Annotated in this window: 8 protein-coding genes and 1 pseudogene; 6 read left to right on the forward strand and 3 right to left on the reverse strand. The window is 64.3% G+C overall.

Going from position 1 to position 9,687, the window contains the following annotated elements; genetic code table 11:
• Nucleotides 1-28: 28 nt before the first annotated feature.
• The 5 genes from QJT82_RS32845 (at nucleotide 29) to QJT82_RS32865 (ending at nucleotide 6,005) form a co-directional block, all read left to right on the forward strand.
• Entirely contained in the window at nucleotides 29-1,525 is a 1,497-nt protein-coding gene (locus QJT82_RS32845; RefSeq protein ID WP_259242283.1) for an AMP-binding protein, read from the forward strand.
• Nucleotides 1,522-2,166, forward strand: a complete 645-nt coding sequence (locus QJT82_RS32850; RefSeq protein ID WP_028343196.1) for a TetR/AcrR family transcriptional regulator — start codon at nucleotides 1,522-1,524, stop codon at nucleotides 2,164-2,166. Before QJT82_RS32845 ends, QJT82_RS32850 begins: the two co-directional genes overlap by 4 nt.
• Nucleotides 2,163-2,948: an SDR family NAD(P)-dependent oxidoreductase gene (locus QJT82_RS32855; RefSeq protein ID WP_035632601.1), complete on the forward strand. Its 786-nt coding sequence runs from the start codon at nucleotides 2,163-2,165 to the stop codon at nucleotides 2,946-2,948. Before QJT82_RS32850 ends, QJT82_RS32855 begins: the two co-directional genes overlap by 4 nt.
• Nucleotides 2,945-4,867 (forward strand): NAD(P)/FAD-dependent oxidoreductase, encoded by a 1,923-nt coding sequence (locus QJT82_RS32860; RefSeq protein WP_028343197.1) that lies wholly within the window; start codon nucleotides 2,945-2,947, stop codon nucleotides 4,865-4,867. The genes QJT82_RS32855 and QJT82_RS32860 overlap by 4 nt, the downstream gene beginning before the upstream one ends.
• A gap of 508 nt (nucleotides 4,868-5,375) precedes the next feature.
• Nucleotides 5,376-6,005 carry a DsbA family protein gene (locus tag QJT82_RS32865; RefSeq protein WP_028343198.1) on the forward strand — a complete coding sequence of 210 codons (630 nt, stop codon included), beginning with the start codon at nucleotides 5,376-5,378 and terminating at the stop codon, nucleotides 6,003-6,005.
• A gap of 39 nt (nucleotides 6,006-6,044) precedes the next feature.
• Here the strand turns inward: QJT82_RS32865 and QJT82_RS32870 are convergent, their stop codons facing one another.
• Nucleotides 6,045-7,037 carry a glutathione S-transferase N-terminal domain-containing protein gene (locus tag QJT82_RS32870; RefSeq protein ID WP_348652651.1) on the reverse strand — a complete coding sequence of 331 codons (993 nt, stop codon included), beginning with the start codon at nucleotides 7,035-7,037 and terminating at the stop codon, nucleotides 6,045-6,047.
• Nucleotides 7,038-7,049: 12 nt separating this feature from the next.
• A complete protein-coding gene (locus QJT82_RS32875; protein WP_028343200.1) occupies nucleotides 7,050-8,546 on the reverse strand; it encodes a M81 family metallopeptidase in 1,497 nt (498 codons plus the stop codon).
• A 187-nt stretch (nucleotides 8,547-8,733) separates the two neighbouring features.
• Here QJT82_RS32875 and QJT82_RS32880 point away from each other — a divergent pair, with 187 nt between their 5' ends.
• Nucleotides 8,734-9,528, forward strand: coding sequence for a class II aldolase/adducin family protein (locus QJT82_RS32880; RefSeq protein ID WP_035632604.1), 795 nt, complete (start codon nucleotides 8,734-8,736; stop codon nucleotides 9,526-9,528).
• 57 nt (nucleotides 9,529-9,585) lie between these two features.
• On the opposite strand, the pseudogene QJT82_RS32885 reads toward QJT82_RS32880, so the two are convergent.
• Nucleotides 9,586-9,687: pseudogene (locus QJT82_RS32885) on the reverse strand (IS110 family transposase); the annotation flags it as partial.

Below are 9,687 nucleotides of genomic sequence, written 5' to 3' on the forward strand. Positions count from 1 at the left end.
GTGCCGAGATCGGCCCCGCCAGCGGCAAATGATCAACCTTTCCAGCTTCATCGCATTTCATGCCCGGCGGACTCCGGACCGCTGTGCGCTGAAATATCGCGGCGAGGACGTCTCCTACGCCGACTTTGATCTGCGGATCCGGCAGGTCGGCGGCTGGCTCGCGGGGCGCGGGATCGCGCCCGGCGATGTCGTCGCCGTGCTGATGAAGAACAGCACGGCCTTTCTCGAGCTGGCGTTCGCGACGAGCCATATCGGCGGGGTGTTCCTGCCGATCAACTATCGCCTCTCGGCCGATGAGGTCGGCTACATCGTCGGCAATTCCGGCACGCGCCTCCTCGTCGCCGACGAGGAATTTGCCGAGATCGCCGCCGGCGGCGCGCCGGTCGTGCTGCTCGATGAAGTCGCGCAGTCCAGCGTCGCCAACCTTGCGCCCGACATCGCACCGGCGCCGATCCATGTGCGCCGGCCGCGCGACCTGATGCGGCTAATGTACACCTCGGGCACGACGGATCGTCCCAAGGGGGTGATGCTCACTTACGAGAACATCTACTGGAAGTCCGCCGACCAGACCCTGGTGCTCGGGCTCAACGCCGACACGCGGCTACTCGTCGTCGGCCCGCTCTATCACGTCGGCGCGCTCGACCTGCCCGGCATCGCGGTGCTCTGGCATGGCGGCATGCTGTGCATTCACCGCACCTTCGAGCCCGAGCCGGCGCTCGCCGCGATCGAGCGGGAGAAACTCAACGCGGCATGGTTCGCGCCGGTCATGACCACGGCGCTCCTCACCTGCCCGAACCGCGACCGCTACGACGTCTCCAGCCTGCAATGGGCGATCGGTGGCGGCGAGAAGACGCCGGAGCTCCGCATCCGCGCCTTCTCGGACTATTTCAAGAACGCGCGCTACATCGATGCCTACGGCCTCACCGAAAGCTGCGGCGGCGATACCTTCATGGACGCGGGCCGCGAGATCGAGAAGATCGGCTCGACCGGCCGCGCCATCGCCCATGTCGAGATCGAGATCCGCGACGATGCCGGCAAGCGCCTGCCGGCCGGCCAGAACGGCGAGATCTGCCTGCGCGGCCCGAAGGTCACGCAGGGCTACTGGAAGGATCCGGAGAAGACCGCATCCGCGTTCTTCGGCGACTGGTTCCGCACGGGCGATGTCGGCTATCTCGACGATGACGGCTTCCTCTATCTGACCGACCGCAAGAAGGACATGATCATCTCCGGCGGCGAGAACATCGCCTCCTCCGAGGTCGAGCGCGTCATCTACGAAATGCCTGAAGTGCGCGAGGTCGCGGTGATCGGCCTGCCGGACGCGCGCTGGGGCGAGAAGCCGGTCGCGATCGTGGTGCTGGCCGACGACGCCAAGCTCGACCTGCCCGATCTCGCCGATTTCTGCCGAACACGGCTCGCCGGCTTCAAGGTGCCGCGGCAGCTCGTCATCCGCGACAGCCTGCCGCGCAATCCATCCGGCAAGGTGCTCAAACGCGTGCTCCGCGCCGAACTCGAGGCCACCGCATGACGCAAGCGACATCCGCCAAAGTGACAAAACTCAACCGGGTCGAGCGCAACGCCTGGACCAAGCAGAAGATCTTCGACGCCGCGACCAAGGTCGTCGGCAAATACGGCTATGCCGAAGCCTCGGTCGCGCGCATCACCGAAGCCGCCGGCGTCGCGCAGGGCACCTTCTACAATCATTTCGAGAACCGCCAGGAGCTGCTCGACCAGCTGCTGCCGAAGATCGGCCTCGACATGGTCCGCTTCATCCATGCGCGCACCGGCACCGCGAGCGAGGCCCGGCAGGAGGTCGAGCGCTTCAGCGCCTTCTTCGATTTCATCCGCGAGGTGCCGGAATTCCTGCGCATCCTCAACGAGGCCGAATTCTTCGCGCCGATCGGCTACCAGAAGCATTTCGACAACATCTCGAGCGCCTATGTACGGATCCTGCAACGCGCGCGGGCTGCGGGTGCGACCAACACCTTCAGCGACGAGGAATTCGAGGCCATCGTCCAGGTGCTGATGGGCGCGCGCGGTTATCTCAGCCGCCGCTACTCCTATTCCGAACGCGGCGTCACCGCGGTGCCCGACTATGTGATCACGGCCTATCAAAAGCTGGTCACCCGCGGCCTGTTCACCACCAGCGACAAGGGAAGAAAATCATGAGCGCTGAGGGCACAATCCTCGTCACAGGCGGCAGCCGCGGCATTGGCGCGGCGACCGCGACACTGCTCGCCGATCAGGGGCATCGCGTCGTCATCGTCGACATCGCACCCGAGCCGCTGGTTGGAACAGCCGCCGTCCTGTGGCCGGCGCCGTTCGACGTCGCGAGCGAGAGCGCCGTTGTCGCGGGCATTGCCGATATCGAGACTGCGCATGGTCCGATCAGCGGCCTCGTCAACGCCGCCGGCGTGTTCGGCAAGATGCACACGATCGAGCGGGTGCGGATGGAGCAATGGGACCGCGAGGTCAATATCGACCTGCGCGGCACCTTCCTGGTTGCGCGCAGCGTCGGTATTGGAATGGCGAAGCGGCGGCATGGCGCGATCGTCAACGTCGCCTCGGTGGCCGGCATGACGTCGGGCCCGATCCACGCCTATACCGCGGCAAAGGCCGGCGTCATCCAGATCACGCAGACGCTCGCCGCCGAATGGGGCCGCACCGGCGTCCGCGTCAACGCGGTGTCGCCCGGCTTCACCCGCACGGCCGCGCTCGAAGCCGGCATCGCATCGGGCGCCCTCGACAAGGATCTGCTGGCACGGCCGACAGCAATGAACCGGCTGGTCGAGCCGATGGAAGTGGCGCAGGCGATCGCCTGGCTGCTCTCGCCGCAGAGCAGCGGCGTCACCGGCATCAACCTGCCGGTCGATGCCGGCTACATCGCAGGCACCACCTGGGCCGCCTATGGCGGCCTGCCGGAAGCCCACGTAGCTGAGGACAACGCATGAATATCGAGCTTTCGCGCAAACACCTCGATCTGTCCTCCGCCATCGCCGAGGGCGACATCCGCGTGCTGCTGATGGTGCTGGTGCACATGACCGGCGACGAGAAGTGGCTCGAGCCGCCCTACAAGCCGAAGCGCGACGTCCGCCTGATCCCGGATCCCGACGCCGGCGTGCCGAAGCAGATCCAGGACGAGATTCGCGCGGCCGTCCTGAACCTGTTCGCGCACGGCACGCCCAAGCCCGTCATCACCGATCCCGGCGATGAGCTGATGCTGCGGATGATGCGCGCGACGCTCGGCGAGAATGTCGCGCCGGAATATGCCCCGCTGATGCGGGAGGAGATGGGCTTCGTTCCGCGCGACGCGCGCTGGCGCGAGCGCCCTTCTGGCGAGAAGCTGGCGCAGCAGCATGTGCTGATCGTCGGCGCCGGGGTCTGCGCGATCGCGCTTGGCGTTGCGCTCGGCCGGCTCGGCATTCTCTATACGATTGTCGAGAAGCAGGACGAGATCGGCGGCACCTGGTACGTCAACCGCTATCCCGGCTGTGGCGTCGATACGCCGAACCACTCCTATTCCTTCTCGTTCGGCGCCCGCAATCCGTGGACCCGCTATTTCGCGCAGCGCCAGGAGCTGCTCGATTATCTGCTCAAGGTCGTGCGCGAATACGACATCCGCAAGCACGTCCACCTCAATACCGAGCTCGTCGCCTCGCGCTGGGACGAAGGCAAGCGGCGCTGGATCTCGACGCTGAAGACCGCCCGCGGCGAAGAAACTTTTGAATCCACCGCGCTGGTCAGCGCGATCGGCCAGCTCAATGATCCCTTGCCTGCCCGCTTTGAGGGAGACGTGGACTTCACCGGTTTGAAGGTTCATTCGGCGCTGTGGTCCGACGATATCAAGCTCGACGGCAGGCATGTCGCCGTGATCGGTACCGGCGCAACCGCGATGCAGCTGGTGCCGTCGATCGCCGACCGTGTCGCCTCGGTCACCGTCTACCAGCGCACCGCGCAATGGGCGCGGCCGGTGAAGGGTTATTCCGATCCGATCACCGAAGGTGCGCAGTGGCTGCTGGCGCATCTGCCGTTCTATGTGCAGTGGTATCGCTTCAACATGTTCTGGCGTTACGGCGACGGATTGCTGCCGTTCCTGCGCAAGGATCCGGCCTGGCCGCATCCGGACCGCGCCGTCAACAAGGGCAACGACCGGCATCGCCAGGAGCTGGCCGACTTCATCCTCTCCGAGCTGAAGGATCGCCCCGACCTGATCGAGAAATGCATGCCGACCTATCCGCCCTACGGCAAGCGCATCCTGCTCGACAACAACTGGTTCAAGACGCTGACCAAACCGAATGTCGAGCTAGTCACCGACAAGATCGACCATTTCGCCGCGGACGGAATCGTCACTGCCGACGGCACATCGCGGCAGCACGACGTCATCGTGATCTCGACCGGCTTCAAGGTCTCCGAGATGGCGGCGCGGCTCAACATCACCGGACGTGACGGCAAGAACCTCAAGCAGGCGTGGCGCGACGACAATCCGACCGCCTATCTCGGCCTCACCGTGCCTGATTTCCCCAATCTCTTTCTGATGCTCGGCCCCAATTCAGGGCCTGCACATGGCGGCAGCGTCATCTTCCAGTCGGAGTGCCAGAGCCGCTACATCTCCGCCTGCCTTGTCGAGATGATCGAGAACGACATCGCCGCGATCGACGTGCATCCCGACGCGCATGACACGTATATCCGCGACGTCGACGCCGAGCATGAGCAACTGATCTGGACGCATCCGGGCATGACGACCTACTACCGCAACAGAAGCGGCCGCGTGTTCTCGGCGATGCCGTGGCGGTTCGTCGACTACTGGAAGATGACGCACGATCCGGATTTCAGCCAATATCGAAAGACCAAGTCGCGACAGGAATCCTGACCTGAATTACCCCGCTCGTTAACTTGACAGATGGCCATAACTGCCGCAGCATTTCGCCGACTGCACCTGTTGGGGTGCTGGAGCGCTCGCTCCTCGCGTCGCAGGAATTGACGGACGATTATGGGATCGGCCGCCAGGCAGCAGAAGCGGACAGACGTCCGTCGGCCCACCTCTTGGAGAGGAGCATGACGCCACCGGCGCAAGCCAGCGACCTTGCTCAGCGGCAAGGTCTCGGTGCACGTTGAGGCGAACAGCAGCTGCTAGCCGCGTGCACTGCCGACAATCTGAACATATCCGCAGGACAGGAGCGCAAAGGCCACGCGCTTTTAGGTCCCGAAACACCACTGGTCTACACCAGAGATCCTTCGCTAAAACGAAGTAGCAGGGCCCCGCGATGCTTGACTGCACCGGGGCCCGTTCGTTTGCCCGCGATTTCCTCTTCGTCACACCCGCATTGCGCCACCGCGCGGGATCGGGAACAATTATCCTGACGAGGCGAGGAACGATGATGGAAAAGCCGCGGGTCCGAATTTACACCGACTACAAGTCTCCGTATGCCTATGTCGCCAACAAGCGGCTGTTCGAGCTCGAGGAGACGTACGGCGTCGAGCTGGAATGGCTGCCCTACACGCTGCGCATTCCCGAATTCATGGGCACGGTCGAGGAGCGCACGCCGCACTTCTGGCGCAAGGTGCGCTACGCCTACATGGATGCGCGCCGGTTCGCCAACGTGCAGGGACTGACCATGAAAGGCCCACGCCGGATCTATGACGCCTTCTACGCCAGCGCCGGCATGCTGTTCGCGCAGCGCCACGGACTGTTCCGGCCCTATCACGACACGGTGTTCCGGAAATTCTGGAACCACGAGCTGGAGATCGACAAGCTGTCCGAGATTGCCGGCGTGATCACCGCCGTCGGTGGCTCAACTGAGGCCTTCGATGCCTATGTTCGCGGCCCTGCCCGCGCCGAACATGACCGCATCATCGACGAGGCCGAAGCGCTCGGCGTATTCGGCGTTCCCAGCATGGTGTTCAACGGCGAATTGTTCTGGGGCGGCGACCGCATCGACATGCTGATCGAGCGGATCAAGCAGCCGGAGACGATTGCGATCGCGCTTGGCAGCCGGCATCGGACGTAGGCGCCGACCGTTTCGAATCTGCCTATCGTCGCGGATCGATCAGCCTCCGTTCAGGATCGCCCAGCACCCGGTGCGTTCCAGCACGGGTTTCAACGCCGCGCGCTCGCCGGCATCGAGCGCAGTAAACTTCTCGCGCAGCTGCCGCAGGCATTTGACCTGATATTTGAACGGCGCCAGTGCATAGGGCAGTCCCCAGACGTTGATCTCGAGCCGCTCGAGGCCGTTCGCGAATGCATCCGCATTGGCCTCAAGGAACGGCAGATAGAGCTCGCCGGCGATCCGCAGCAGCGCCTCCGCGAACCCGCCAAGCGCCTGCTCACGAGGATACCAGCTGCCCTCGACACCTGACGCGTCATCGAGCCGCCGCACCCAGTGATCGGTGAACGGCGCACGTTCCCGCATGATCCGCATCGGGGTCGGGTCGGTCGCCATCTCGCTGAGCTGGCCGAACCAGGCAAAATCCGCCAGCGACGGCCGGCTGCCGAACAGATAATTCGTCATGCCGACATGCGGCTCGAACGCCGCAAGCGTCCGCCGGTAACTCTCTTCCAGCAGCGGCCTGTTCTCATCCGTCGCGCCGAGAACGACCATGCGCGAAATCTGCCGCAGACGGAACTCCTCGATCTCGTCGCGGCTGCCGGCCTCGGCCTCCGACGTCGACCATTCCTCGCCGGCCCAGCGCGAGACATAGGCCTGATCTTCCGGATCCCACCAGCGATAGAGAAACAACGGCTTCACCGCCCATTCGTCGGCGAGGTCCTCGAGCAGATCGCAGATGAAAGCGATGGCCCTGTCTTCCGGGATCACCGACCGTCCCTGATGGCGCGCCTCCAGATCATAAGCCAGTGTCGTGGTCTCGCCGCGATAGCTGCCGTCGGGATATTGCAGCACCGGGATCAGCATCGGCTTCAGATGCGCGGTTGCCTCGCGCAAGGCCTTGGTCATGATCACCCAATCGTGCGGAATCCGCCGGTAGCGCATCAGCGCGCGCAGCTTGATCGCATAGGGCGAGGCGGTCGAGCCGATAGCGATAGCGGTTTTCCGTCATGACGATTGCTCCGAAAACGCCGGATTGCCGTACGGGTAGAACCGCGCGAGATCGACGTTTTTGTACGGCAGCTTGTCGAGACGCGTCGTGCCGAGGAACGGCTGCTCGGGCTCGACCAGGAGGATCGTGCTGGCAAAGCCGTTGTCGTCAAAACCGCGCCGGAAATGGACCCGCGACTTGATCGCCATCACGTCAAAGGTGCCGATGTCGGGCACCAGCGCCTTGAGCGAAAACGGCTCCATGACCTGCACCAGGTAGGTGGACAGGATCAGCACATTGTTGCGGCCGAAGCGCACGCAGACCCAGAACTGCCCGTAGCCCTCGCCCGCAGCCGAGATGGTGCCCTGAATCCGAACCGGATCGCCCGCCGACTCGTCGGCAAGGCCGCCGATCTCTATGTCGAAGGCATCGCCGGCCTTCGCGCCGGCGGCCTTGAGGCTTGCCGTCGCCCTCGCGTCGGCAATGGTTGCGATGACAGTGTTGGCGAGGTCCTGCGCGATGATCTCACGCAGCAGCCAGGTCGCCGACCCCGACCGGTCGCTGTGATCGGCCAGCACCACCGGCGTGTTGCCAGCGGCGACGGCCTGCTTGGCCAGCGCGACGCCCTCGGCGATGCTGTACAGCCTGGTCGATTGCAGCAAGGCTTCGCGCAGCCGCCAGATCGTGCCGGCGAGATCGCGCGCGACCTGCTCGGCGAGCTTTGGATTGTCGTTGGTCAGAACCTGAACGGTCATGCCGACATCGGGAACGTCCGCGAACGGGAAGCCGAAGAAGATGTTGACGTAGACGTCGACCTCGCGGGCCTCCCAGACCAGCGCGCGCTGCACGAGATCCATCCAAGGCCGCGCCCCGGTCCATTGCAGCACGGTGGGCGAGATCACGGGAACCTTGATCGTTCTGTGCGTCGGCTTGTAGGCGCCGCGGATCGCCCGCACCAGCATGCGTGCCGCGCGCTCACCCTGCAGATGCGCGTCATAATGCGGGAAATATTTGACCGCGAACGCCATGTCCGCCTGCTCGAGGAACGCCTCGTCCTCATTGCCGTGCGGATCGAACGTCGCCGCAATGAAGGCGGAGCGGCCGACCACTTCGCGGACCTGCCGCGCCAGATCGGCCTCCGGCCGCGGCACGTCGCGCACGGCCATCGCGCCGTGCAGGCACAGATAGACGCCGTCGAACGGGCCCTCTTCCTTCAGCCCGTCGATCATCTTGCCGGCAAAGGTGCGATAGGCTTCCTGGGTGATCCAGCCAGACCCGGTGTAGGTCTTCGGCCAGAGCGGGGATTCGATGCCGACCAGCTCGACCTCGGAGAACTCGCGTGCCACCTGCACGAAGCCGCCCATATAGTTCTTGGGATCGAACTGCAGCAGCGCCTCGCCTTTGGCCGGCGAGCCCGGATAGATGAAGTCGTCGAGCGTGGTCTCGTTCGGCAGGAACGAGACGGTTTCGTGGGAGAAATGCAAGACGGCGATACGTATCTTGCGATCGCTCATTTTGGTGCGCCTCGGCTGTTTTCCGCATTGTGGCATTGAAGGCGCGGCGCGCCAATCCGCATTCGGTTTTTGCCCGCCAGCCCTGCAAATACACAGACGCGCCAAAGCTTGCCGCCGCGCGGATTCTGCTATGGTCCGCCGCAACAATCGGGCCCCGGCCCCGCAGATATCTCGAGGAGAGAACGCCATGAATCCCCCCGTCAGCTCGCCCGCGATCAAGGTCGTCAAATCCGTCCGCGAGCAGGTGAGCGCCGAGGAGTGGCAGGCCCGCGTAGATCTTGCCGCCTGTTATCGGCTCACGGCGATGTACGGCATGACCGAGATGATCGCGAACCACATCTCCTGCCGCGTGCCCGGCACCGCCAACCAGTTCCTGATCAATGCCTACGGCATGCTGTACGAGGAGATCGACGCCTCCAGCCTGATCAAGGTCGACGTCGAAGGCAACACGCTGCTCAACGCAACCGACTATGACGTCAATGTCGCGGGCTTCGTCATTCATAGCGCCATCCACATGGCCAAGCACGACATGGATTGCGTCGCGCACACCCATACCCCGGCCGGCATGGCGGTCTCCGCGATGGAATGCGGCCTGCTGCCCCTGGCGCAGACCTCGATGCGCTTCCTGCACATCGCCTATCACGACTTCGAGGGCATCGCCGACAATGTCGACGAGCGCGAACGCCTGGTCCGCGACCTCGGCGACAACGAGGCGATGATCCTGCGCAACCATGGCCTGCTGGTTGTCGGCCGCACCGTGCCCGCCGCCTTCAACGTGCTGTTCCGCCTCGAGCGCGCCTGCCAGACCCAGGTGATGGCGCTGTCCTGCAACACCAAGCTGATCTATCCGCCGCAAAATATCCTCGAAGACACCTATGAGCGGATGCTGCCGAAGCCCGGCCGCGCTGCCCGCAACGGCGAACTCGCCTGGCCCGCGCTGCTGCGCAAGCTCGACCGGGCGGATCCGTCGTATCGGGATTGAGAGCGAAAGCCGGCGCAGGCTTTCTCCATTCGTCGTCCCGGCGAAAGCCGGCAACTGTTATGTTGGTTTGGTCTGTAGGTACGGCTTTCGGTCTCGCATCATGGCATTGAGGACCGTCAGCAGCTTCCTGGCGACGGCGATGAGGGCGAGTTTGGCTGG

It is taken from the genome of Bradyrhizobium sp. Mp19 (assembly GCF_029952935.1).
GTDB lineage: Bacteria > Pseudomonadota > Alphaproteobacteria > Rhizobiales > Xanthobacteraceae > Bradyrhizobium > Bradyrhizobium elkanii.